Source organism: Streptomyces sp. NPDC050422, from assembly GCF_044458665.1.
GTDB lineage: Bacteria > Actinomycetota > Actinomycetes > Streptomycetales > Streptomycetaceae > Streptomyces.
In genome coordinates this window covers 211,600-236,102 of the sequence record NZ_JBITIE010000005.1, presented here as the reverse complement: position 1 = coordinate 236,102, position 24,503 = coordinate 211,600, and the positions used below count along the sequence as shown (strand labels likewise).

17 protein-coding genes are annotated in these 24,503 nt (G+C 69.9%); 9 read left to right on the top strand and 8 right to left on the bottom strand.

Annotated features, from left to right (window positions below):
• Positions 1 to 44 precede the first annotated feature (44 nt).
• The 3 genes from coaE to ACIBJG_RS09135 form a co-directional block, all read right to left on the bottom strand.
• A complete protein-coding gene (gene coaE, locus ACIBJG_RS09145; protein ID WP_399305891.1) occupies positions 45 to 647 on the bottom strand; it encodes a dephospho-CoA kinase in 603 nt (200 codons plus the stop codon).
• A gap of 54 nt (positions 648 to 701) precedes the next feature.
• The gene (locus ACIBJG_RS09140; RefSeq protein WP_399305888.1) at positions 702 to 1,640 is read right to left on the bottom strand and encodes a PAC2 family protein; all 939 of its coding nucleotides are present in this window, start codon (positions 1,638 to 1,640) and stop codon (positions 702 to 704) included.
• Between the two features lie 83 nt (positions 1,641 to 1,723).
• Positions 1,724 to 3,247, bottom strand: coding sequence for a flavin monoamine oxidase family protein (locus tag ACIBJG_RS09135; RefSeq protein WP_399306296.1), 1,524 nt, complete (start codon positions 3,245 to 3,247; stop codon positions 1,724 to 1,726).
• Positions 3,248 to 3,582: 335 nt separating this feature from the next.
• Here ACIBJG_RS09135 and ACIBJG_RS09130 point away from each other — a divergent pair, with 335 nt between their 5' ends.
• The gene (locus ACIBJG_RS09130) at positions 3,583 to 4,545 is read left to right on the top strand and encodes a right-handed parallel beta-helix repeat-containing protein (RefSeq protein WP_399305885.1); all 963 of its coding nucleotides are present in this window, start codon (positions 3,583 to 3,585) and stop codon (positions 4,543 to 4,545) included.
• Between the two features lie 95 nt (positions 4,546 to 4,640).
• On the opposite strand, the gene rpsA is transcribed toward ACIBJG_RS09130, so the two are convergent.
• The gene (gene rpsA / locus ACIBJG_RS09125; RefSeq protein WP_399063789.1) at positions 4,641 to 6,161 is read right to left on the bottom strand and encodes a 30S ribosomal protein S1; all 1,521 of its coding nucleotides are present in this window, start codon (positions 6,159 to 6,161) and stop codon (positions 4,641 to 4,643) included.
• 396 nt (positions 6,162 to 6,557) lie between these two features.
• On the opposite strand from rpsA, the gene ACIBJG_RS09120 reads away from it, so the two are divergent.
• Positions 6,558 to 7,370 (top strand): class I SAM-dependent methyltransferase, encoded by an 813-nt coding sequence (locus tag ACIBJG_RS09120; protein WP_399305883.1) that lies wholly within the window; start codon positions 6,558 to 6,560, stop codon positions 7,368 to 7,370.
• Between the two features lie 49 nt (positions 7,371 to 7,419).
• The gene (gene hrpB, locus ACIBJG_RS09115; protein ID WP_399305880.1) at positions 7,420 to 9,930 is read left to right on the top strand and encodes an ATP-dependent helicase HrpB; all 2,511 of its coding nucleotides are present in this window, start codon (positions 7,420 to 7,422) and stop codon (positions 9,928 to 9,930) included.
• On the opposite strand, the gene ACIBJG_RS09110 is transcribed toward hrpB, so the two are convergent.
• From ACIBJG_RS09110 to ACIBJG_RS09100, 3 genes are all read right to left on the bottom strand, one after another.
• Complete coding sequence (locus ACIBJG_RS09110) at positions 9,917 to 10,918, bottom strand: DUF3068 domain-containing protein (RefSeq protein ID WP_399305877.1); 1,002 nt, start codon at positions 10,916 to 10,918, stop codon at positions 9,917 to 9,919. The genes hrpB and ACIBJG_RS09110 overlap by 14 nt on opposite strands.
• Before the next feature lie 37 nt (positions 10,919 to 10,955).
• Entirely contained in the window at positions 10,956 to 11,093 is a 138-nt protein-coding gene (locus ACIBJG_RS09105; protein WP_399305874.1) for an SPW_0924 family protein, read from the bottom strand.
• Positions 11,094 to 11,245: 152 nt separating this feature from the next.
• On the bottom strand, positions 11,246 to 12,964 hold the full coding sequence (locus ACIBJG_RS09100; RefSeq protein ID WP_399305871.1) for a lytic transglycosylase: 1,719 nt from the start codon (positions 12,962 to 12,964) through the stop codon (positions 11,246 to 11,248).
• Between the two features lie 184 nt (positions 12,965 to 13,148).
• Here ACIBJG_RS09100 and ACIBJG_RS09095 point away from each other — a divergent pair, with 184 nt between their 5' ends.
• Positions 13,149 to 14,021 (top strand): DUF4184 family protein, encoded by an 873-nt coding sequence (locus ACIBJG_RS09095; protein WP_399305869.1) that lies wholly within the window; start codon positions 13,149 to 13,151, stop codon positions 14,019 to 14,021.
• Positions 14,022 to 14,051: 30 nt separating this feature from the next.
• Here ACIBJG_RS09095 and polA read toward each other — a convergent pair whose 3' ends face one another.
• On the bottom strand, positions 14,052 to 16,763 hold the full coding sequence (gene polA / locus ACIBJG_RS09090) for a DNA polymerase I (RefSeq protein WP_399305866.1): 2,712 nt from the start codon (positions 16,761 to 16,763) through the stop codon (positions 14,052 to 14,054).
• Positions 16,764 to 16,929: 166 nt separating this feature from the next.
• Between polA and ACIBJG_RS09085 the strand changes: the two genes are divergently transcribed.
• The 5 genes from ACIBJG_RS09085 (at position 16,930) to ACIBJG_RS09065 (ending at position 24,501) form a co-directional block, all read left to right on the top strand.
• A complete protein-coding gene (locus tag ACIBJG_RS09085) occupies positions 16,930 to 19,203 on the top strand; it encodes an FdhF/YdeP family oxidoreductase (RefSeq protein WP_399305864.1) in 2,274 nt (757 codons plus the stop codon).
• Positions 19,204 to 19,349: 146 nt separating this feature from the next.
• Entirely contained in the window at positions 19,350 to 19,820 is a 471-nt protein-coding gene (locus tag ACIBJG_RS09080) for a PaaI family thioesterase (RefSeq protein WP_399305861.1), read from the top strand.
• Between the two features lie 646 nt (positions 19,821 to 20,466).
• The gene (locus tag ACIBJG_RS09075; protein WP_399306293.1) at positions 20,467 to 21,678 is read left to right on the top strand and encodes a branched-chain amino acid ABC transporter substrate-binding protein; all 1,212 of its coding nucleotides are present in this window, start codon (positions 20,467 to 20,469) and stop codon (positions 21,676 to 21,678) included.
• A 100-nt stretch (positions 21,679 to 21,778) separates the two neighbouring features.
• Positions 21,779 to 22,708: a branched-chain amino acid ABC transporter permease gene (locus tag ACIBJG_RS09070; protein WP_399305858.1), complete on the top strand. Its 930-nt coding sequence runs from the start codon at positions 21,779 to 21,781 to the stop codon at positions 22,706 to 22,708.
• Between the two features lie 5 nt (positions 22,709 to 22,713).
• Positions 22,714 to 24,501 (top strand): branched-chain amino acid ABC transporter permease, encoded by a 1,788-nt coding sequence (locus ACIBJG_RS09065; RefSeq protein WP_399305855.1) that lies wholly within the window; start codon positions 22,714 to 22,716, stop codon positions 24,499 to 24,501.
• The last annotated feature ends 2 nt before the right edge of the window (positions 24,502 to 24,503 follow it).

Below are 24,503 nucleotides of genomic sequence, written 5' to 3'. Positions count from 1 at the left end.
CGCCCGGTGAACGTCGGCCCGGCCGCCGGTGTTCCGGCCCGGGGTCAGCCGGCCGCGGCCCGCCGTTCCAGCTCCGCCCAGACCGAGCGGACCTGCGGTTCCAGGGCCGCGATCGGCCCGTCGTTGTCGATGACCAGATCGGCCACCGCACGCCGCTGCTCCCGGGTGGCCTGCGCGGCCATCCTGGCGCGCGCCTCCTGCTCCGTCATCCCGCGCAGGTGTACGAGGCGGTCGAGCTGGGTCTCCGGCGCCGCGTCGACCACGACGACCAGGTCGTAGAGCGGGGCGAGGCCGTTCTCGGTGAGGAGGGGCACGTCGTGGACGACGACGGAACCGGGGCCCGCGGCGCGTTCCAGCTCGGCGGAGCGGGCACCGACCAGTGGGTGGACGATCGCGTTGAGGGCAGCGAGGCGCTCACTGTCGGCGAAGACGATCGAGCCGAGCGCGGGCCGGTCCAGTGTCCCCTCGGCGGTGAGGATGCCGGTGCCGAACTCCTCGACGACGGCGGCGAGCCCGGGGGTGCCGGGCTCGACGACCTCGCGGGCGATCAGGTCGGCGTCGATGAGGACGGCGCCGTAGCCCGCGAGCGTCCGGGACACTTCGCTCTTGCCGGCGCCGATTCCACCGGTCAGGCCCACTTTCAGCATGGGCGGCAGCCTAGTGCCCACCGCCCGGTGCTGCTGAGAGACCCCTGACCCGACTCAGCTGTCGCCCTCGCGCTCCGCCAGGAACTTCTCGAATTCGAGGCCGATCTCGTCGGCGGACGGGAGGTCCACCGGCTCGGCGACCAGATTGCCGCGGGTCTCGGAGCCCGCGATCGCGTCGTACTGGTGCTCGAGGCCCTCGACCAGCGAGACGAGCTCCTCGTCGCCCTGGTCGATCTGGCGGTCGATCTCCGTCTGCGTGCGGTGCGCCTCGGTTCGCAGGGCGTGGGCGACCGTCGGCAGGACGAGTCCGGTCGCGGCCGTGATCGACTCGAGCGCGGTGAGCGCGGCGTCGGGGTAGGCGGAGCGTGCGACGTAGTGCGGCACGTGTGCGGCGACACCGAGGACGTCGTGTCCGGCCTCCATCAGCCGGTACTCGACGAGGGCCGCGGCGGAGCCGGGCACCTGCGCCTCGTCGAACGGGCTGCGGTGGCCGGGCATGAGGTCGGTGCGGTTGCCGTGCGGGGTGACGCCGACCGGGCGGGTGTGCGGAACACCCATCGGGATGCCGTGGAAGGTGACGGCCAGGCGGACACCGAGCCGCTCGACGATCTGCTCGACGGCGGCGGCGAACCGCTCCCACTCCACGTCGGGCTCGGGGCCGGACAGCAGCAGGAAGGGGGCGCCGGTGGCGTCCTGGACCACGCGGACGTCCAGCGTCGGGGTCTCGTACGCCGCCCAGCGGTCACGCTTGAACGTCAGCAGCGGGCGCCGTGCGCGGTAGTCGACGAGGCGGTCGTGGTCGAATCGGGCCACGACCTGATGGGGCAGCGATTCGAGCAGCCCGTCGACGATCTGCTCACCGGTCTCACCCGCGTCGATGTATCCCTCGAAGTGGTAGAGCATGACCAGGCCGGCCGACTCCTGGGCAAGCGCCATGTCGACGACAGCCAGGCCCTTCGGGTCCCATTCGTACAAACTCTGCGGATCAGGCACGGTTACCGCTCCTCCTTGTGTTCCTGAAGAAGAACGTCCCGAAGGGCACGGGCATTCCCGCCCCGTGCCCCTTCACATGGTGTTTACCCAAGTACCCGCGTATGCAGTGCCGTGACCGCCTTCCGTGCGGAGGTGAACGCTCCGTGCTGCCAGGCGTCCGCGTAGCTCAGGTGGTCACCGGCGAAGTAGACCCGCCCCGCTGCCTGGTTGAGCGGTGCGAAGACCGGGGCGTCGGGGCCGCCCGACAGGGAGTGCCAGGAGGCCTCCAGGTACGGGGTCTGCCGCCAGTGGTGGGAGAACGACGTGGCGAGTTCCGTACGGTACTTCTCCCCGTGGATCTTCACGCCCTGCGCGACGGCCCGCGTCTCCCGCTCGCGCGGGGTGAGGGCGGCGTACGCGTCGGCGTTGGAGCCGGTGTTGTAGTACCCGATGAGAGTGCCGCGCCGGCTTTGGTGGCCGTACGACGGATACCAGATGTGGGCCAGATCCATGTCCGTCTCCGTGATGCCGCCGTAGATCCGGTGGTCGCTCTCCCACCAGCGACTCCTGTACTCCAGCCCGATCTTTCCGGCCGAGGACGGCTTGCAGGCCTCCAGTGCGGTCTGGACGGCCGGGCCGAGGTTGTGGGCGGTTTTGGCGAGGATGTTGGGCGGCAGGGCGGCGACGCAGTAGTCCGCCTCGATGCTGCGGGTGTGCCCGGACTGCGTGTAGGTGACGGTGACGCCGTGGGCGGTGTCGGTGATCTCCGTGACGGCTGCGCCGGTACGGATCCTGCGCTCACCTATCGCCCGGGTGAGCGCGGCGGGTATCCGGTCCATGCCGCCGACGGGCTGGAACATCAACATCGCCTGGTCGTACTCGAACTCGAAGGCGAAGTAGCGCCCGACGCCGCTGGCGAAGACCTCGGAGGCGGAGGGGACGGAGCCCAGTTCCTCGCCCGGGGTGCCGGCGGCCGCGGGGTCGACGCGGTAGCCGCGCCGTGGGCTGCCGGTGTAGTCGAGGGTGTCACCGATGTCGCCGAAGTCCTTGAGGAAGTCGAGCAGCCGTTCCTGGTCGTCGGCGGTGATCTGCCGGTCGAGGGCGCCCTTGTCCGTGGCCTTGGAGAGGAGCTCGGCCACGTAGCCGTACACATCCGCCTTGGCGGTGCGGTAGCGCGTCGGGGCCTTCATGCCCGACTTCTCGTTGTAGATATAGGCGTTGGCATTCACATTGGTGAACACCTCTATGGGTACGCCGAGTTCGCGACAGTAGTCGAGGGTGACCATCCACTGCGGAATCCGGCCAGGTCCGGCGTTCATGTACTGCCCGTCGGAGAACCGAGCCGTCTGCTTGACGCCGTGGATGTCGGTGGTGGAATCCCCGCCGCGCACGGTGAAGTTGCGGCCGCCCGTGCGACTGCGTGCCTCCAGGACCGTGCAGTCGTAGCCCGCCTTGCCGAGCTCGTAGGCGGTGGCGAGACCGGCGATGCCGCCGCCCACGACGACCACCTTGGCGGCGGCCTTGCCCTTCAGGTTGAAATCACCCTCGCTGGGGGCGCGGAAGGCTGGTTCGCGGCTTGCGGCCCGGGCGGTGGGGGCGAGGCCGAGCGCCCCCATGGTGGCGAACATCGCGCCCGCCCCGCCGGAGAGCCCGACGTCACGGAGAAAGGTGCGGCGGCTCGCGCCCGGCGTCGCGGGCGAGTGGTGCGAAGCGTGAGTCACGTCCCGGCTCCCCTTCGGTTCTTGAGGTTGCCGGGATCCTGGCAAGGGTGTGTTACAGGCCATCAACTACTCGTGTATCCCACACGTTTCCCTGTGTTCACCCCTCTCACCACACCCACGAACAATGGTCCAGACCTTGACATGTCCCGGCCCCGTCCCTACGGTCACTGGGCATCAAGTTCAGACACTCGCCCCACATTCATGTACGAGAACGTCCTGAACCCTTCACGGGAAGGCACCCCATGCGCACCCGCACGCTGTTCCCCGCCCTGCTGGCCACCGCCCTCGCCTCCGGCGGCCTGTCCCTCGCCACCGCCGCCACGGCCGGCGCCGCGACAGTCGTCGAGGTGAGCACCGCCGCGCAGCTCAAGTCGGCGCTCACCGCCGCCTCCCCGGGCGACACGATCCACCTCGCGGACGGCACGTACACCGGCAACTTCAAGGCGCTCGTCCCCGCAACCGCCGCCGCGCGCATCACCCTGACCGGCTCGGCGGCGGCGGTGCTCACGGCAGGCGGCGGCTACGGACTGCACCTCAACGGCGCCTCGTACTGGACGGTGAAGGGCCTCACGGTCACCGGCGGCCAGAAGGGCATCATGGCCGACAGCGCCGACGGCGTGATCATCGACTCGGTGACCGTGCACGACCTGGACATGGAGGGCGTCCACTTCCGCAAGTCCAGCAGCGACGGTGTCATCCGTAACTCGCGGATCTACGACACCGGGCACGACGGACGCGGGATGGGCGAGGGCGTCTACGTCGGCACGGCGGGCGATCTGTCCGACCGGAGCGACCGGGTACAGATCCTGGACAACACCATCGGGCCGGACGTCGGCGGCGAGAACGTCGACATCAAGGAAGGCACCACCGGCGCGCGGATCATCGGCAACACGTTCGACGGCAGCGGGCTGACGGGCGCCAACTACGACGACTCCTGGGTCGACGTGAAGGGCAACGGCATCCTGGTCCAGGGCAACCGTGGTTCCCGTACGACCAACAACGGCTACGAAACACACACCCAGCAGAGCGGCTGGGGATGCGGAACCGTCTTCAAGGACAACGCCTCCGACCTGTCCGGCTCGACGGGCGACAAGCGGATCGCGGTCAACGTCACGAACTACAGCGCGGGCTGCCCCACCACGGTCTACGCGAGCAACACGGTGACCGGCGGCAACGGGCTGACCAACATCACCGTCACCCCGTAACGGCTCGCCTCGGAAACGAGTGAGGCCCGCTCCCCGAAGGGAGCGGGCCTCACTTTCATCTACTGCAGCCGATGACCGGCCGGAGGGTCAGAGCGTCAGCTCTGGCCGCCCGCCAGCTTCTCGCGCAGGGCAGCCAGGGCCTCGTCCGACGCCAGGGCGCCGGAGTTGTCCGCGGACTCCGAGGAGTACGAGCCGCCGCCGCCACCACCGCTGCCGCCCGAGGCAGCCGGAGCGCTGCCGGCCGGGGCAGCAGCGCCCTCGGCAGCAGCGGCCTCGTCGGCCTCGCGGGACTTGATGACCTGGGCCTGGTGCTGCTCGAAGCGCGTCTGCGCCTCGGCGTACTGGGTCTCCCAGACCTCGCGCTGAGCCTCGAATCCCTCGAGCCAGTCGTTGGTCTCGGGGTCGAAGCCCTCGGGGTAGATGTAGTTGCCCTGGTCGTCGTACGACGCGGCCATGCCGTACAGCGTCGGGTCGAACTCGACCGAGGCCGGGTCGCCACCGAAGGACTCGTTGGCCTGCTTCAGCGAGAGGCTGATGCGACGACGCTCGAGGTCGATGTCGATGACCTTGACGAAGATCTCGTCGTTGACCTGGACGACCTGCTCCGGGATCTCCACGTGGCGCTCGGCCAGCTCGGAGATGTGGACCAGACCCTCGATGCCCTCGTCGACGCGCACGAACGCACCGAACGGAACGAGCTTGGTGACCTTACCGGGAACAACCTGCCCGATCTGGTGCGTACGGGCGAACTGCTGCCACGGGTCTTCCTGCGTCGCCTTGAGCGACAGGGACACGCGCTCGCGGTCCATGTCCACGTCGAGAACCTCGACGGTGACTTCCTGGCCGACCTCGACAACCTCGGAGGGGTGGTCGATGTGCTTCCAGGACAGCTCGGAGACGTGCACGAGACCGTCGACGCCACCCAGGTCCACGAAGGCACCGAAGTTGACGATCGAGGAGACGACGCCGGAGCGGACCTGACCCTTCTGGAGGGTCGTGAGGAACGTCTGGCGAACCTCGGACTGGGTCTGCTCGAGCCAGGCACGGCGGGACAGGACCACGTTGTTGCGGTTCTTGTCCAGCTCGATGATCTTGGCCTCGAGCTCCTTGCCCACGTACGGCTGGAGGTCGCGGACGCGGCGCATCTCGACGAGCGACGCCGGCAGGAAGCCACGGAGGCCGATGTCGAGGATGAGACCACCCTTGACGACCTCGATGACGGTACCGGTGACGATGCCGTCTTCTTCCTTGATCTTCTCGATGGTGCCCCAGGCACGCTCGTACTGAGCGCGCTTCTTCGAGAGGATCAGGCGGCCTTCCTTGTCCTCCTTCTGGAGAACCAGGGCCTCGATCTCGTCGCCGACCTTGACGACCTCGTTCGGGTCGACGTCGTGCTTGATCGAGAGCTCGCGGCTCGGGATGACACCTTCGGTCTTGTAACCGATGTCGAGGAGGACCTCGTCGCGGTCAACCTTGACGATGACACCGTCAACGATGTCGCCGTCGTTGAAGTACTTGATCGTCTCGTCGATCGCCGCGAGGAACGCGTCCGCGTCGCCGATGTCGTTGACCGCAACCTGCGGAGTGGTGGCGGTGGTCTCGGTGCTGCTCGTCATGTGGGAAAGGGCTCCGGTACGGACAGTGAGTCGAAGTTACTGCTACGCCGTGAGCCCGTATCGCCTCTGCAGAAGCCGGACAGCCTGGGAAGCGCCGATCCCGAACCGGGAGGCGCCTCGTGAACCGAGGGGACATACATACAGATGCGAGCGCGGCCTGCTAGGTCTGAGGCGCGCAGGCTCGCAGCGCAACTTGTAGCATACGGGGGCAGCAGGGCACGGTCAATGCGCGAAGGCGCACACCAGGGGCGGAACGACCCATACCCGGCACAACTCAGGTCCTCCGAGGCCACATCGGCCCCTGAGATGTTCCGGACACACGGGTTCCGTACTCACCGGTCCCCCTGGTACGTACCGCGTACGACGGGGTGAAGGCAAACTACAACGACGGACACGATGAGCCAAGAGATCTACGCGGCCGAACCCGAGGCGACACGCCGCACCGCCGGCGAGGCCGAGAGCAGCCGGGCCAGCCGCGGCTGGTGGGACCGCAACGCGGACGAGTACCAGAACGACCACGGCGGCTTCCTCGGCGACGACCGCTTCGTCTGGGGCCCGGAAGGACTCGACGAGGCGGAAGCAGGTCTGCTCGGCCCCGCCGGGTCGCTGAAGGGCCTGGACGTCCTGGAGATCGGCGCCGGAGCCGCGCAGTGCTCGCGCTGGCTGGCCGCGCAGGGAGCCCGGCCCGTCGCCCTCGACCTCTCCCACCGCCAGCTCCAGCACGCCCTGCGGATCGGCGAGGACGTCCCCCTGGTCGAGGCGGACGCCGGAGTACTGCCCTTCCGGGACGGCTCCTTCGACCTGGCCTGCTCCGCCTACGGCGCGGTGCCGTTCGTCGCCGACCCGGTCCAGGTGTTCCGCGAGGTCCACCGCGTGCTGCGGCCCGGCGGCCGCTGGGTCTTCTCCGTCACGCACCCGGTCCGCTGGGCCTTCCCGGACGAACCGGGGCCCGAGGGCCTGTCCGTCGCCGCCTCGTACTTCGACCGCACCCCCTACGTCGAGCAGGACGAGCGGGGCGAGGCGGTGTACGTGGAGCACCACCGCACGCTCGGCGACCGCGTCCGGGACGTGGTAGCGGGCGGCTTCCGGCTGGCCGACCTGGTCGAGCCGGAGTGGCCGGCGTGGAACAACCAGGAGTGGGGCGGCTGGTCGCCGCTGCGGGGCAACCTGATCCCGGGTACCGCGATCTTCGTCTGCGTACGGGACTGAGTCACCGGCCGGTGCGGGAGGCGGGGCCCCGCCGTACGAGACTGGGGGCGTGATCCGTACCGACGCCCTGGACCAGTTGCCCGTCCGCACCGCCGTGCCCGCGCTGCGGCGGGCGCTCGACGACCGCGGGGTCGCGGTGCTGTGCGCACCGCCCGGCACCGGCAAGACGACCCTCGTCCCCTTGGTCCTGGCCGGCCTGACCGGTCAGGGCCCGGTACGCCGGGTCGTGGTCGCCGAACCCCGGCGGATCGCCGCGCGGGCCGCGGCCCGGCGGATGGCGTGGCTGCTGGGCGAGCGACCGGGCGAGCGGGTCGGGTTCACCGTGCGCGGGGAGCGGGTGATGGGGCCGGACACCGTGGTGGAGGTCGTCACCACCGGGGTGCTGCTCCAGCGGCTCCAGCGCGACCAGGAGCTCGCGGGCGTCGACGCGGTGATCATCGACGAGTGCCACGAGCGCCATCTGGACGCGGACACGGTGGCCGCCTTCCTGCTGGACGTACGGGAGGCGCTCCGTCCCGACCTGCGCCTGGTCGCCGCGTCGGCGACCACGGACGCGCAGGGCTGGGCGCGGCTGCTCGGCGACGCACCGGTCATCGAGGCGCAGGGCGTGTCGCACCCCGTGGAGGTGGTGTGGGCCCCGCCGCTCCGGCCGGTACGGCCGCCGCACGGGATGCGGGTCGATCCGGCGCTGCTGACCCATGTCGCCTCCGTGGTGCGCCGGGCGCTGGCCGAGCGGGACGGCGACGTGCTGTGCTTCCTGCCCGGGGTCGGCGAGATCGGAAGGGTCGCAGGGCAGCTGTCCGGGGTGGCCGCGGAGGTGCTCCAGGTGCACGGGCGGGCCCCGGCAGCGGTGCAGGACGCGGTGCTGGCAGGTTCGTCCGAGGGGCGGCGGGTGGTGCTGGCGACCTCGGTGGCGGAGTCGTCGCTGACCGTTCCGGGGGTGCGGACCGTCGTCGACTCGGGGCTGGCCCGGGAGCCGCGCACCGACCATGCGCGGGGGCTGAGCGCGCTGGCGACGGTACGGGCCTCGCAGGCGGCGGGCCGCCAGCGGGCGGGCCGGGCCGGCCGGGAGGCTCCTGGGGCGGTGTACCGCTGCTGGGAGCAGGCGGAGGACGGGCGGCTCGCCCGGTTCCCCTCCCCCGAGATCAAGGTGGCCGATCTGGCCGCGTTCGCCCTTCAGGCGGCCTGCTGGGGCGATCCGGACGCCGCGGGACTCGCGCTGCTGGATCCGCCGCCGGCCGGTGCGATGGCCGCGGCCCGCGAGGTGCTGACGGCGGTCGGCGCGGTGGAGGCGGACGGGCGGGTGACCGAACGGGGCCTGCGGATGTCGCGGCTGGGGCTGCATCCACGGCTGGCCAGGGCGCTGCTGGACGGGGCGGCCGAGGTGGGCGGGCGCCGGGCGGCCGAGGTGGTCGCGCTGCTGAGCGAGGAACCGCCGCGGGACTACGGGGACGACCTGGCCGCCGCGTTGCGTACCGCACGGCTGGGCAAGGACGGCTACGCGGCCCGCTGGCGCCAGGAGGTGCGGCGGCTGTCCTCCTCCGTGAAGGCCTCGAAGGGGACCGGAGCCGGCGGGTCCGGCCCGGACGATGCCGTCGTGGGCCTGGTGGCCGCGCTGGCGTTTCCCGAGCGGGTGGCGCGGGCCCGGGGCGAGGGGACGTTCCTGATGGCGTCCGGCACCGGTGCGGAGCTGCGGGACGGCTCGCGGCTGCGCAGTGCGCCGTGGCTGGCGGTCGCGGTCGCGGACCGCCCGGCGCACGCGGCCTCCGCGCAAGTCCGGCTCGCCGCGGTGATCGACGAGGACACGGCCCGGCTGGCGGCGGGGCATCTGCGGTTCGCGGGTGAGGAGGTCCGCTGGGACGGCCGGGACGTGGTGGCCCGCAGGGTGGAGCGCCTGGGCGCCGTCGAGCTGTCGGCGCGCCCGCTGAAGCGGCCGGATCCCGCACTGGTCCGCGAGGCCCTGGTGGAGGGGCTGCGGCGGGAGGGCCTCGGGCTGCTTCGCTGGAGCCGCGACACCGCGCAGTTGCGGGAGCGGCTGGCCTTTCTCCACCAGGAGTTCGGCGCACCCTGGCCGGACGTCTCGGACGAGGCGCTGCTGGACCGTACCGAGCAGTGGCTGGAGCCCGAGCTGTCGCGGGCCCGGCGCCGCGCGGACCTGGCGGGGATCGACGCGGGGCAGGCACTGCGCAGGCTGCTGCCGTGGGCCACCGGTCAGGCGGCCCGGCTGGACGAGCTGGCTCCGGAGCGGATCGAGGTGCCGAGCGGTTCACGGATCAGGGTGGAGTACGGCGGGGCCCAGCCCGTGCTCGCGGTGAAGCTCCAGGAGCTGTTCGGGCTCCAGGAGACCCCGCGGGTGGCCGGTGTACCGGTTCTCGTGCACCTGCTCTCCCCCGCGGGGCGCCCGGCGGCGGTGACGGCGGATCTGGCGTCGTTCTGGCGCGAGGGCTACAAGGCGGTGCGCGCGGAGTTGCGCGGCCGCTATCCGAGGCACCCGTGGCCCGAGGACCCGACGACGGTGGAGGCGACCCGGTTCACGAAGGCCCGGCTCAAGCGGGAGTAGGCGCGGGTTCCGGTTCTCGCTGCCTGGCGGTCTCCGCCTCGCCCGGCCGCCGGGAGCGGGCCTCCAGCCACAGCGACAGGCCCAGCAGCACACCGCCCAGGACGAGGAAGCCCCAGGGCAGGTACGAGGTCAGCAGCAGGATCAGGATCCGCTGGGACTTGACCAGGTCGACGGTCGCGGCGAGGTAGTCCTCGCGGATCTTCACGTGCCCGGCGAACACGGTGATGGTGTCCTTGGGCATGCCCAACGCCTTCGCGTTCCGCAGTTCCTCCTTGTGGATCTCCTCGCCGTTGACCGGCGCCCCGGTGACGGGGTCGATCCAGAACATCCGCTTGGTGGAGTACCAGCGGGTCACACCGGTCTTGGTGATCTGCTCCGGGGTGATGCCCTCGATGGGCATCGTCTTCGGCATGGGGACCTTGGTCCACGGGATGGTCTGCTCGAAGTAGTAGACCTCCAGCCCCCGGAAGTTCTGGGTGCCCTGGTAGTGGATGGGCGAGCTGGTGCGGGTCTGCGCGTCGAAGTACTCGTAGTCGCGCTTCTCGGTGAGGAAGGGCCACTTGAACTCGATGCCCTCACGGCTCACCGGGTCGCCGTCGACCGATTCGCCCGTGGCGTGGACCGGGTCCTGGCTGTGCGCGTCGAAGATGTAGCGCTCGGGGATCTTGGAGACCATCTTGCCGTCGGGACCCTGCACGTAGGACAGGGCGTCCCATACGACGACGTCGCGGCCTGCGCTGCGCTCGATCTTCTCGGACTCCTCCACATTGCCCTTGAGGGTCTGCACGATGGTGAGCTTGTCGACCTCCTTGGCCGTGAGGGTGCTGTAGTCGATCAGCGTCGCGGGCTTCGCCTCCAGCACCATCTCCTGGTACTGGTTCGGCGGGATCTTCGCGAGCCGCGGGAACGCGTACCAGCGCAGCATCGGTGACAGCGCGGCGAAGAAGACGGCGAAGGCCAGGAGTACGAGGCTGGCTCGGCGGCGCATGGGGTGTCCTCCCTCTGCATTCCGTGGTGCGGACGGTTCAGTTCTTCGGACCCGGGACCGTGGTCAGCAGGGGTTTGGGCGAGGTCTCGCCGGCCGGCGCGCCGATCGCACTGATGGTGAGTACGAGGGCGAGGGCGGCAGCCAGTCCGATGGCGGCGGCAACTAGGGCACGCATACTCGGCCTCCCGGCAGCTTAGAACTGATGGGTCGTCAGGGCTGGGGCACCGTAGCAACCGGGGCGCGAGATGAGAACACGTACAACAGCCCCTTGGCCGGGCGGCGGCCAAGGGGCTGTCGGGGGCCGTCGCCGGCCCCGGTGTGCGGGGGTCAGGCGGCAGGAGCCTCGACGGTGAGCTCGATGACGACGGTGGCGCCGCCCTCGGTGGTCAGGCGCAGCTTGTACGTGCCCGCGGCGCCGTCCGCGTAGATCTTCGGCAGGGCGAGCTTGCCGTCGGCGTCGGCGATGAACACGAAGGTGCGGACCGGGTTGCCGTCGTCGTCCGTGAAGTACGGGCCCTTGCGGTTCTCGACCGGCAGGAGACCGTCGGTGATCATGGTGGCGGTGACGGCGACACGGTCGGCGGCAGCGCCCTTGTACGTGGCCTCGGCCGTGACGTCGGCGAACGTCTGACCGGCCACGGCGGTCAGCTTCGCGGTGCCCGTCCTGACGATGGCGTCGGCCTGCCGGGCGGTGACGGTCGCCGCGTACGTGACGGCGGGCAGCGAGGTGCCCGTGGCCGTCGCGCGCACGGTGAATCCGCCGGTCTTCTCGCCTGCCTTCAGCTCCGGCGCGGTGGCCGTGCCGTCGGTCCCCGTGACGCGGGTGACGGTGCGCTTGCCGCCGTCGAACGTGGCGTCCGTGTCACCGACGACGGTGAAGGTCACGGAGACCTTGGCGAGCGGCTTGCCGAGGTTGCTCGTCGCCCGGACCTTGATCTGCTCGGCGAAGGCGTCGCCCGCCGTGGCGGCCAAGTCGCCGGTGCCCGCGTTCTGCACGGTGGCGAGCGCCGGGGTCGGCGTGGGCTCGGGCGTCGGGGTCGGCGTCGTCGGCGTGCCCGGACCGCTGCCCGGGTCCGTGGGCGTGGGGCTCGGCTTCGACGGCGGCTTGGGCGTCGGCGTCGGCGTCGGCGTCGGCGTGGCCGAACCGGACGGCGAGGTCGAAGGCGAGGGGGACGGGCTGCTGCCATGGGTGCCGGCGCCCGGGTCCGCGTGCGTTCCCGTGCTGGAGTCGACCGGCAGGACACCGGTGCCGTCCGGCACCTCGTGCGTGCCGCGGTTGTAGTAGTCGAACCAGGTGCGGACGGTACGCAGGTACTCGTCGGAGTGGTTGTAGCTCAGGACCGCCCGGTCCAGGTCGGCGGCGAGCGCCAGATCGCGGGAGCCGGCGCACAGGTAGCGCCCGGCGGCGAGCGACGCGTCGTAGATGTTGTTGGGGTCCCGCCGGCCGTCGGCATTGCCGTCCTGGCCCCAGGTCTCCCACGTGGACGGGATGAACTGCATCGGGCCGACCGCCCGGTCGTGCGTCGAATCCCCGTCGTAGGCACCGTTGTCGGTGTCCTTGATCAGGGCGAAGCCCTGGCCGTTGAGGGCCGGGCCGAGGATCGGGGAGAGCGTGGTGCCCTGCGCGTCGACACGGCCGCCGCGGGCCTGGCCCGACTCGACCTTGCCGATCGCGGCAAGGAGCTGCCACGGCAGCCGGCAGGCGGCGTCCGTGCCCGCGATGGTCTGCTGGGCCTGCTTGTACGCCGCCAGGATCGAGGCCGGAATGCCCGACTCGGCACTGCCTGTCATGGGCAGATTGACGGAGGTACCCGGCTTGTTGGGCGTGTTCAGCGGCGGCAGGTCCGTGAAGTAGGGCGAGTTGCCGGACGCGGCACCGTCGCCCGAGGGCGTCGATCCCGTCGAACCCGCGGTCGGCTGGTCCCCGTCGGACGCCACCAGGGGCGAGCCGGGGGCCTGCGACGCGGAAAGTGCTGCCACAGCGGCGGCAGCCACGGCAGCCGTGGTCGCCCCTCTGCGCAGTCGGCGACCGAATTGCGCTGCCATAATGTGGGCCCTCCCCCTCGACGGCTGTCCGCGCTCCCCTGCGCCTGGACTCAGGCGACCCTACGGCAACTTGTGCCGCCCGGACACAGCGGCCGTACCGCTTCTTACCGGTTTCTCACGTTCCGGTCCGCAAGTTGTCCAGTGCGTGAAGGGACCGTTCCGGCCGCTCACGCATACTTCTCCCATGCCGTTCACGCTCAGCCACGCCGCAGCCGTCCTCCCCGGGATCCGCCGCAACGGCACAGGCCGCGGACCGCTTCTCGCCTCGGCCCTCGTCGCCGGCTCGTTCGCCCCGGACATGACGTACTACGCGGACACCGCGATCCCCGGCGCCATGGAATTCGGGCAGGTCACCCACGCGTGGTGGGGCGTGTTCACCGTGGACGTCCTCATCACCGCGGCGACCGTGGCGCTGTGGCTGCTGCTGCGCGAACCCCTCGTGGCGCTGCTGCCCACGCCCTGGCAGGGGCGCGTACACGCATGGGTGAGCGGGGCCCGGCGCGCACCGGAACGGGGGCCGCGGGGCCTGCGTGACGGGGCGTGGTTCGTGGTGTCCGCCGTCATCGGGGCCGCCACCCATGTCGTCTGGGACGCCTTCACCCACCACGACCGGTGGGGGGTGCGGCTGGTGCCCGTGCTCGGGCGGGACACGGGCGGGTACCCGGTGTTCCAACTGGTCCAGTACGGCAGTTCGGCCGTGGCCCTGACGGTGCTCGTGCGGTTCACCGTGTCGGGGCTGCGCGGGGCCGGGGCCCGGCCGGCGCCGGCGTCCGTACCGGTCCTGGACCGCCGGGCCCGGTGGTGGGCCGGTGCGTTGATCGGACTGTGCGTGCTGCTGGGCATCGTGCACCGCTGCGCGCGCTGGTACGCGTACTTCGGACACGTCGACACACCGCTCGACATCATCCCGACCGCCTGCTTCGGCGCGGGCGCCGGGCTGGCCGTCGGACTCGTGCTGTACGGGGTGTGGACGCGGCTGCGAGGCGGCCGGAGCACCGGCACACCGGCGCTCCCCGTCGCCGGTCCGGCCCGCGACACGAGCCGGACCAGCGACTGAGGACACCGCACTCCTGGGCGCGGACCCGCGTCAGTGCGCGGCGGACTCCCAGTCCCTGCCCACGCCGACCGACACGTCCAGCGGCGCCCGCAGTTGCACCGCCGTCGCCATCTCATGGCGAAGGATCTTCTCCACCTGCTCCCGCTCGCCCGTGGCGATCTCCAGCACGATTTCGTCGTGCACCTGGAGCAGCATCCGTGACGTCAGCTTCGCCTCGGTCAGCGCCCGGTCGACATGGAGCATGGCGACCTTGACGATGTCCGCGGCCGTGCCCTGGATCGGTGCGTTGAGCGCCATCCGCTCGGCCGTCTCGCGGCGCTGGCGGTTGTCGCTGTTGAGGTCCGGCAGGTACCGGCGGCGGCCGAAGACCGTCTCCGTGTAGCCGGTGGACCTGGCCTCCTCCACGACCCGGCGCAGGTAGTCACGCACCCCGCCGAACCGCTCGAAGTAGGTGTCCATCAGGCCCCGGGCCTCGCCCGCCTCGATGTTCAGCTGCTGGGAGAGACCGAACGCGGACAGCCCGTACGCCAGCCCGTAGCTCATGGCCTTGATCTTGCGCCGCATCTCCGGGTCGACCGCGGACTTGTCGACGCCGAAGACCTGCGAGGCGACCGTGGTGTGCAGGTCCTCACCGGACGTGAACGCCTCGATCAGGCCCGCGTCCTCGGAGAGGTGGGCCATCACCCGCAGCTCGATCTGGCTGTAGTCCGCCGTCATCAGCGTCTCGAACCCCTCGCCGACGACGAAGCCCCGGCGGATCGCCCGGCCCTCGTCCGTACGCACGGGGATGTTCTGCAGATTGGGATCGGTCGAGGACAGCCGGCCCGTCGCCGCCACGGTCTGGTTGAACGTGGTGTGGATACGGCCGTCCGCCGCGATCGTCTTGACCAGTCCCTCGACCGTCACCCGGAGCTTCGCCTGCTCGCGGTGGCGCAGCATGATGACCGGCAGCTCGTGCTCGGTCTGCGCCGCCAGCCATGCCAGCGCGTCCGCGTCCGTCGTGTAACCGGTCTTCGTCTTCTTCGTCTTCGGCAGGCCCAGCTCGCCGAACAGGACCTCCTGGAGCTGCTTGGGCGAACCGAGGTTGAACTCGCGGCCCACCGCGGCGTGCGCCTCCTTCACCGCCTGCTGCACGGCGCCCGCGAACTGCTGCTCCATGCTCTCCAGATGGGCCCGGTCCGCCGCGATGCCGTGCCGCTCCAGACGGGCCAGCAGGATCGACGTCGGCAGCTCCATGTCATGCAGCAGCTCGGCCGCCCCGACCTCCTTCAGCCGCGTCGTGAACGCGGCCCCGAGATCCAGGACCGCACGGGCCTGCGTCATCAGGGCGTCGGCCTCGGCCTGGTCGTCCGCACCGAACGCCAGCTGCCCGTCGGACGACGCCGCCGGAGCCAGTTCACGGCCCAGGTACTCCACGGCCAGGGCGTCCAGCGCGAAGGAGCGCCGGCCCGGCTTGACCAGGTAGGCGGCGAGCGCGGTGTCCATCGACACGCCCCCGGTCCGCCAGCCGTGCTCCGGGAAGACCCGCATCACGCTCTTCGCGTTGTGCATGACCTTCGGCCGGTCCGCGTCCGCGATCCACGCCGCGAACGCCTGCTCGTCGGCCGCGTCGAGCAACGCCGGATCGAACCAGGCAGCGGCCCCGCCGGCCGCGGCGAGCGCGATCTCCGTGACCGTGCCACTGCCGAGCGCCCACGTGTCCACCGTGGCCACACCGAGCGGCTGCGCGCCGTGCTCGGCCAGCCACGGGGCGAGCTCCCCCGCACCCAGCACCGCACCGTCCAGCTCGATGCCCGCGGCGGGCGCCGGAGCCTCGTCCTCGGCCTTGCCCGGGTCCACCGCGAGCAACCGCTCACGCAGGCTCGGGTTACGGATCTCCAGCACATCGAGCACCCCGGTGACCGCCGTGCGGTCGTACGGAGCACGCTCCAGATCGGACGGCGTCTTCGGCAGCGCCACATCGCGGACCATCTCGGTCAGCCGCCGGTTCAGCCGCACCGCGTCCAGGTGGTCCCGGAAATTCTGCCCGGCCTTCCCCTTGACCTCCTCGGCCCGCGCCACCAGCTCGTCGAACGAACCGAACTGGTTGATCCACTTCGCGGCCGTCTTCTCACCCACCCCGGGAATGCCCGGAAGGTTGTCCGACGGGTCACCGCGCAGCGCCGCGAAGTCCGGGTACTGCTGCGGAGTGAGCCCGTACTTCTCCTCGACCTTCGCCGGGGTGAACCGCGTCAGCTCCGACACACCCTTGGTCGGGTAGAGCACCGTCACATTGTCCGTGATCAGCTGGAACGAATCCCGGTCACCGGTGACGATCAGCACCTCGAACCCGGCCGCCTCGGCCTGGGTCGCCAACGTCGCGATGACGTCGTCGGCCTCGAAGCCGTCGACCGCGAAACGGTCGGCGTGCATGGCGTCCAGCAGCTCACCGATCAGCTCGACCTGGCCCTTGAACTCATCCGGCGTCTTCGAACGGTTCGCCTTGTACTCGGGGAACTCCTCCGAGCGCCACGTCTTGCGCGACACGTCGAACGCCACCGCGAAATGCGTCGGCGCCTCGTCACGCAACGTGTTCGCGAGCATCGACGCGAAGCCGTACACCGCGTTCGTCGGCTGTCCCGCCCCCGTCGTGAAATTCTCCGCAGGCAGCGCAAAGAACGCCCGGTACGCCAGGGAGTGCCCGTCCATCAGGAGCAGGCGCGGTCGGTTGTCTGCCGTCTTCTTCGATGCCGTCTCAGCCACACCCCGATCCTGCCACGTACCACTGACAATCCGGACCGGCCACCGCCCGCCGCCATCCGGGGACCGCTCGCCGGGCGGCCCGCCCGCACCGCGTGCCAGGATCGAGGAGACGTCAGTCACGCACAGCGGACCACACAGGTCCGCGGCAGGCCCGAAGGGGAGCACGATGGCCACCAAGCCGCCCGCAGGAGACCCGGTCCAGGACGCACCCCAGGTCGAACCGGCCCAGCACGCCGCCGCCGGGCTGCCCGCCGTCGCCCACAGCCTGCGCATCGCCCAGCAGCAGATGGGGCTCCGCCGCACCGCGCAGACCCTCCTCAAGGTCAACCAGAAGGACGGCTTCGACTGCCCCGGCTGCGCCTGGCCCGAAGGCGACAAGCGGCACACCGCCGAATTCTGCGAGAACGGCGCCAAGGCCGTCGCCGAGGAGGCGACCCTGCGCCGCGTCACCCCGGACTTCTTCGCCGCGCACCCGCTCGCCGACCTCGCCACCCGCAGCGGCTACTGGCTCGGCCAGCAGGGACGCATCACACAACCCATGTACCTGCCCGAAGGCGCCGAGCGGTACGAAGCCGTGACCTGGGAGCGCGCCTTCGCCGTCATCGCCGAGGAGCTCGGCGCCCTCGCCTCCCCCGACGAAGCGCTCTTCTACACCTCCGGGCGCACCAGCAACGAGGCCGCGTTCCTCCTCCAGCTGTTCGCCCGCGAGTTCGGCACCAACAACCTGCCCGACTGCTCCAACATGTGCCACGAGTCCTCCGGCTCGGCACTCACCGAGACCATCGGCGTAGGAAAGGGCTCCGTCTCCCTGGAGGACCTGCACCACGCCGACCTGATCATCGTCGCCGGACAGAACCCCGGCACCAACCACCCCCGGATGCTCTCCGCCCTGGAGAAGGCCAAGTCCGCCGGCGCGAAGATCATCTCGGTGAACCCGCTGCCCGAGGCCGGACTCGAACGCTTCAAGAACCCGCAGACCCCCCTCGGCATGGCCAAGGGCACAGCCCTGGGCGACCTGTTCCTCCAGATCCGCATCGGCGGCGACCAGGCCCTCTTCCGGCTCCTCAACAAGATGATCCTCGCCACCGAGGGCGCCGTCGACGAGACCTTCGTCGCCGCACACACCCACGGCTACGAGGAGTTCGCCGCCGCGGCCGCCGAAGCCGACTGGGAACAGACCCTCGCCGCGACCGGCCTGGAGCGCGCCGCCATCGAAGAGGCCCTCGCCCTGGTCCTCGCCTCCAAGCGCACCATCGTGTGCTGGGCCATGGGCCTCACCCAGCACAAACACTCCGTGCCGACCATCCGCGAAGTCGTCAACTTCCTCCTGCTGCGCGGCAACATCGGCCGGCCCGGCGCCGGAGTCTGCCCCGTCCGCGGCCACTCCAACGTCCAGGGCGACCGCACCATGGGCATCTTCGAACGGCCCGCACCCGAATTCCTCGACGCCCTCGACAAGGAATTCTCCATCACCTCACCGCGGCACCACGGCTACGACGTCGTCCGCTCCATCCAGGCCCTGCGCGACGGCGACGCCAAGGTCTTCTTCGCCATGGGCGGCAACTTCGTCTCCGCCTCCCCCGACACCGACGTCACCGAGGCCGCGATGCGCACCGCACGCCTCACCGTCCACGTCTCCACCAAGCTCAACCGCTCCCACGCCGTCACCGGCACCCGCGCCCTCATCCTGCCCACCCTCGGCCGCACCGACAAGGACGTCCAGGCGGGCGGCAAGCAGTTCGTCACCGTCGAGGACTCCATGAGCATGGTCCACGCCTCCCGCGGCAACCTCACCCCCGCAAGCCCCCACCTGCTCTCCGAACCCGCCATCGTCGCCCGCCTCGCCCGCGCCGTACTCGGCCCCTCCTCCACCACCCCCTGGGAGGAGTTCGAGAAGGACTACGCCACGATCCGCGACCGCATCTCCCGCGTCGTCCCCGGCTTCGAGAACTTCAACCAACGCGTCGCCCACCCCGGCGGATTCACCCTCCCCCACGGCCCCCGCGACTCCCGCCGCTTCCCCACCGCCACCGGCAAGGCCAACTTCACCGCCGCCCCCGTCGAGTACCCCGAACTCCCCGAAGGCCGCCTCCTGTTGCAGACACTGCGCTCCCACGACCAGTACAACACCACCATCTACGGCCTCGACGACCGCTACCGCGGCATCAAGGGCGGCCGCCGCGTCGTCCTCGTCAACCCCGACGACGCCACCACCCTCGGCCTCGGCGACGGCACCTACACCGACCTCGTCAGCGAATGGAAGGACGGCACGGAACGACGCGCCCCCGGCTTCCGCGTCGTCCACTACCCCACCGCCCGGGGCTGCGCCGCCGCCTACTACCCCGAGACCAACGTCCTGGTCCCCCTGGACTCGACCGCCGACACCAGCAACACACCCGCCAGCAAGTCCGTCGTGGTGCGCTTCGAGAACGTCCGCTGACCACCCCGGGGCGGGCGCACTAAGCGCCCGCTCAGTCGTCTGATAAGAACAGTGCACACACGCAGAACGTGCACACCGCAAGACGTGCACGCCCGCAAGAACGCGCACACAACAGCGAACCACCGCAGACGATCGGAGCCGGACCCATGGGCGAGCACACCACACCCCAGTTCCCCCAGGAGATCATCGACGAGTACGCCGCCCTCGGCGTCGACCTGCCCGCCCTCTTCTCCGCAGGCCACCTCGGCGAACGCATGGGCGTACAGATCATCGAAGCGTCCGCGGACCGCGTCGTCGGCACCATGCCCGTCGAAGGCAACACCCAGCCCTACGGACTCCTGCACGGCGGCGCCTCCGCCGTCCTCGCCGAGACCCTCGGCTCCGTCGGCTCCATGCTCCACGGCGGCGCCACCAAACTCGCCGTCGGCGTCGACCTGAACTGCACCCATCACCGAGGGGCACGAAGCGGCCTCGTCACCGGCGTCGCCACCCCCGTACACCGCGGCCGCACCACCGCCACGTACGAGATCGTCATCACCGACGAACAGGACAAGCGGGTCTGCACCGCCCGCCTCACCTGCCTCCTGCGCGACCTCCCCAAGGCCGACGCCTCCTGACCCCGCACCACCCCGCACCACCCCTGCCCGGCCGGATCCCGAATCCGGCCGGGCATTGCCATACCCGGGCACAACCACCCCCGCACACACAGAACTTGCACAACACCAACAGGCAAGACCCTTGACCGCCAACCCCGTTCCATGGCCCACTCAGCTGCCACGCACCACCCGCCCCCTCGCCACACCGCGTCGACCACACCACCCCGGATGTAACACTGCGTAACATCCGCGCAATGTGCACCCGCCCGACGCAGCACAAAGAACCCGGCCCCGCAGGCACCGGGCACTCAGGCGCGCCCTCCCCCGCCCTCACACACCCCCCTCATGCGACAGCACCAAGATCCCTCCAAGCCCCTTAACAGAGCTGCGCGTTCTCAGCATGCGGTCACTTCGCCGTCCGGTAAAAAGCCGTACATGTCCACACAGCCACCTCAAGCCTTGCTCAAGGGCATAACAAGACAGTCACATCCTGCTCCACCCCCATCCCCGACCCCCACCCCTGCCCTTAGAGTCACCGCCAGTCACCGCGCCGCCGGGCGCGTCTGCAGCACGGCCCTGTACCAACCAGTACGGCCCGGCGAACGACACGGCACCTCAAGCAGAGGAGGCCGCGCCAGGGAAAGGACCTTTCGTGCGACACCGTTCTTTGCTCATCCTCACCACAGTGCTCACCACAGGAGCACTGACACTCACCGCCTGCGGGTCGCGCGACGACGACAAGAAGAGCAGCGACAGCAGCGGCAACCAGACCGTCGTCATCGGCGTCGACGCCCCGATCACCGGTGACCTCTCCGCCCTCGGCCTCGGCATCAAGAACTCCGCCGACCTCGCCGCCAAAACGGCGAACAAGGACAAGACGGTCCCCGGCATCACCTTCGAGGTCAAGGCACTCGACGACCAGGCCCAGCCCTCCGTCGGCCAGCAGAACGCCACCAAGTTCATCGACGACAAGACCGTCCTCGGCGTCGTCGGCCCCCTGAACTCCGGCGTCTCCCAGTCGATGCAGAAGCCCCTCAACGACGCCGGCCTCACCCAGGTCTCCCCCGCCAACACCGGCACCGAGCTGACCCAGGGCAACAACTGGAAGACCGGCGACAAGAAGCGCCCCTTCAAGACCTACTTCCGCACCGCCACCACGGACCAGATCCAGGGCGCCTTCGCCGCGAATTACCTGTACAAGAACGCGAAGATCAAGCAGGTCTACCTCATCGACGACCAGAAGCCCTACGGCGCCGGTCTCGCAGCCTCCTTCAAGGCGACGTTCACCGGCCTCGGCGGCAAGATCGCCGGCTCCGACCACGTCAACCCCGACGACCGCGACTTCAACGCCGTCGTCACCAAGGTCAAGAAGTCCGGCGCCAAGGCCGTCTACTACGGCGGTGAGTACCCCGCCGGCGCACCCCTGAGCCAGCAGCTCAAGGACAGCGTCCAGATCCCCCTCATGGGCGGCGACGGCATGTACAGCGCCGACTTCATCAAGCTCAACAAGAAGGCCCAGGGCGACATCGCCACCTCCGTCGGCAAGCCCGTCGAAGAACTCGACTCCGCCAAGACCTTCATCGCGAACTACAAGACCGCCGGATACAAGGACGCCTACGAGGCCTACGGCGGCGGCACCTACGACGCCACCTGGTCCATCATCGAGGCCGTCAAGGCCGTCGTCGCAGCCAACGACGGCAAGCTCCCCGACGACGCCCGCACCAAGGTCCTCGAAGCCATGAGCAAGGTCAGCTTCGAAGGCGTCACCGGCCCCGTCTCCTTCGACGAGTACGGCGACACCACCAACACCATGATGACCGCCTACCAGGTCGACGGCGGCAAGTGGGTCTCCAAGCTCAGCGAGGCCTACAAGCCGTAACACGCTCCCGGTCACCCAACGACTGACACCAGACCGCGCGGGAGCGCTACGAGCACTCCCGCGCGGTGCCATATCCGAACCACTCCACGGAGGCCCTGCGGTGCACGAACTGCCGCAACAGCTGGCCAATGGACTCATCCTCGGCGCGATGTACGGACTCATCGCGATCGGATACACGATGGTCTACGGAATCATCCAGCTCATCAACTTCGCCCACGGCGAGATCTTCATGATCGGAGGCTTCGGAGCTCTCACCGTGTACCTCTGGATGCCGGCCGGCTCCAACCTCCTCGCAATCGTCCCACTCATGATCATCGGCGGCGTCATATGCTCCGTCGCCATCAGCGTCGCAGCCGAACGCTTCGCCTACCGACCGCTGCGCACCGCCCCCAGACTCGCCCCGCTGATCACCGCGATCGGACTCTCCCTCGCACTCCAGCAGGCCATCTGGAAGTGGTACCCCAACGCCACGAAGGACCGCCCCTTCCCCCAGTTCAAGGGCGGCGCATTCGACATCTTCGGCGCCCACATCCAGCGCGGTGACCTCTTCGTCCTCATCGCCGCACCCATCTGCATGATCGCCCTCGGCCTCTTCGTCTCCAAGACCCGCTCCGGCCGCGGCATGCAAGCCACCTCGCAGGACCCCGACACCGCCAAACTCATGGGCATCAACACCGACCGCATCATCGTCATGGCCTTCGCCATCGGTGCCGCGTTCGCAGCCGTCGCCGCCGTCGCCTACGGGCTCAAGAACGGCCAGATCGGCTTCAAAATGGGCTTCATCATGGGCCTCAAAGCCTTCACCGCAGCCGTACTCGGCGGCATCGGCAACATCTACGGCGCCATGCTCGGCGGAGTCGTACTCGGCGTCGCCGAATCCCTCGCCACCGGCTACATGAGCGACGTCCCCGGCATGGACCTCTTCGGCGGCGGCGCCTGGAAGGACGTATGGGCCTTCGTCCTCCTCATCGTCGTCCTCCTGCTCCGGCCCCAAGGCCTGCTCGGCGAACGCGTCGCGGACAGGGCGTGATACGGATGACCACCCAGAAAGCACTCATCCCGCTGCCCGCACCGGCCGCCCGCATCGCCACCGCCGCAGGCGCAGCAGTCGCACTGGCCGGCACCTTCCTCCCCTGGACCTGGACCTCCGAATTCCCCGGCGACCTCACCGTCACCGGCTACCCCGGCGGCCTCCAGATCCTCACCCTCACCGCCGCCGTCCTCACCCTCCTCTTCACCCTCTGCGGATACGGCATCCGAGGCCTCCGCTGGCTCACCCCCGGCGGCACCAACAGCCCCGTCCGCCTCCTCGCCCTCGCCACCCTCGGCACCACCGGCTACACCATCGGTGCCATCGCCTACGAACTCGGCGGCGTGGTCAACCTCGAACCCGGAGCCTGGGTCAGCGGCATCGGCGCACTCATCGCCTTCATCGCCGCCCTCGGACTCCCCAGCGACGAACCACTCCCCGCCGACGGACCCCCGGCCAACGCCTGGCAGCGCTTCCGCAACAGCCTCGCCGCACCCTCGGCCCGCCGCGCCAAGCCCCTCCCCGGCTGGGCCGAAATCCTCATCATCGCCGCCTCCTTCGGCGCCGCGCTGTACTTCTTCACCTACGGGATCGACATCCCCACCGAAGAATCCGAACAGTTCATCGGCTTCCTCATCACCGCGGGCTTCACCTTCACCGCACTCACCCGGGCCGGACTCATCGCCCGCATCACCGCGCTGACCACGAAGCACCGCAACGTCACCCTCACCGCAGCCCTGGTCGCAGCCTTCTGCTTCCCCTTCACCCAGGACACCGCGGAATACGCCCTCATCGGCGCCAACATCCTCATCTTCGCCACCGTCGCACTCGGCCTCAACGTCGTCGTCGGCCTCGCAGGCCTCCTCGACCTCGGCTACGTCGCCTTCCTCGGCGTCGGCGCCTACACCGCCGCACTCGTCTCCGGCGCACCCCTCTCCGCCATCGGCGTCCACTTCCCCTTCTGGGCCGCCGTCGTCACCGGAGCCGCAGTCTCACTGATCTTCGGCGTCCTCATCGGCGCCCCGACCCTGCGACTGCGCGGCGACTACCTCGCCATCGTCACCCTCGGCTTCGGAGAGATCTTCCGCGTCACCGTCAACAACCTCAACGGCAACAGCGGACCCGACCTCACCAACGGCTCCCAGGGCATCCCGAGCATCCCCGACCTCAACCTCTTCGGGATCGACTTCGGACTCAGCCACGACATCGGCCCCTTCACCCTCAGCAGGCCGGCCAACTACTACCTGCTGATGCTCGTCGTCACCGCCGTAGTCGTCCTGGTCTTCCGCCGCTCAGGAGACTCCCGCATCGGCCGCGCCTGGGTCGCCATCCGCGAGGACGAAACCGCAGCCACCGCCATGGGCATCAACGCCTTCCGGCTCAAACTGCTCGCCTTCGCCCTCGGCGCCACCCTCGCCGGACTCGCAGGAACCGTCCAGTCACACGTCAACTACACCGTGACACCCGAGCAGTACCAGTTCGCCGGCTCCGTACCCCCGAACTCCGCCTTCCTCCTCGCCGCCGTCATCCTCGGCGGCATGGGAACCCTCAGCGGACCCTTCGTCGGCGCCGCACTGCTCTACCTCATCCCGGCCAAACTGCAGTTCATGCAGGACTACCAGCTCTTCCTCTTCGGCATCGCACTCGTCCTCCTGATGCGCTTCCGCCCCGAAGGCCTGGTCGCCGACCGCCGCAAGCAACTCGAATTCCACGAGAACGACGAACCCGTCCTCGTACCCGAACCACGGCAACCCGAAGAAGCCGACGCCGGCATCACCAAGGCGGGGGCGTGAAC